Annotated in this window: 1 protein-coding gene; it reads right to left on the reverse strand. The window is 38.3% G+C overall.

What is annotated here, in order from left to right:
• Positions 1-303, reverse strand: a 303-nt coding sequence (locus tag ACG9ZL_RS21235; protein WP_419361912.1) for a hypothetical protein, incomplete at both ends; no start/stop codon positions are given.

Consider the following 303-nt stretch of genomic DNA (forward strand, 5'->3'; position numbering starts at 1 on the left):
CTTCCAAAGTACTAATCGCAGTTTTTCGATCCTGTATTTCAGTATTGATCTTTGAGGTAGTTGAATTGATTGAGTCAATACGCTCAGTCCGTTCAATCGCTAAATCATCATTTGCTTTTTGAGCTGACTCTTTCGCTTGCTGTACAGAAGTCTTAAGCCCTGAAATATCAGTATCAATATTTTCAATGTGATCAATCTTGGTCTGTAAGTCTTTATGCAATTGGCTTTCAGTGATTTGCTCATTCAATAGTTCAAGTACATCTGAAGCATCTGCAGAAGTCACACCACTGACCCATTCAGACC

The sequence above is a fragment of the Acinetobacter legionensis genome, from assembly GCF_048551735.1.
GTDB lineage: Bacteria > Pseudomonadota > Gammaproteobacteria > Pseudomonadales > Moraxellaceae > Acinetobacter.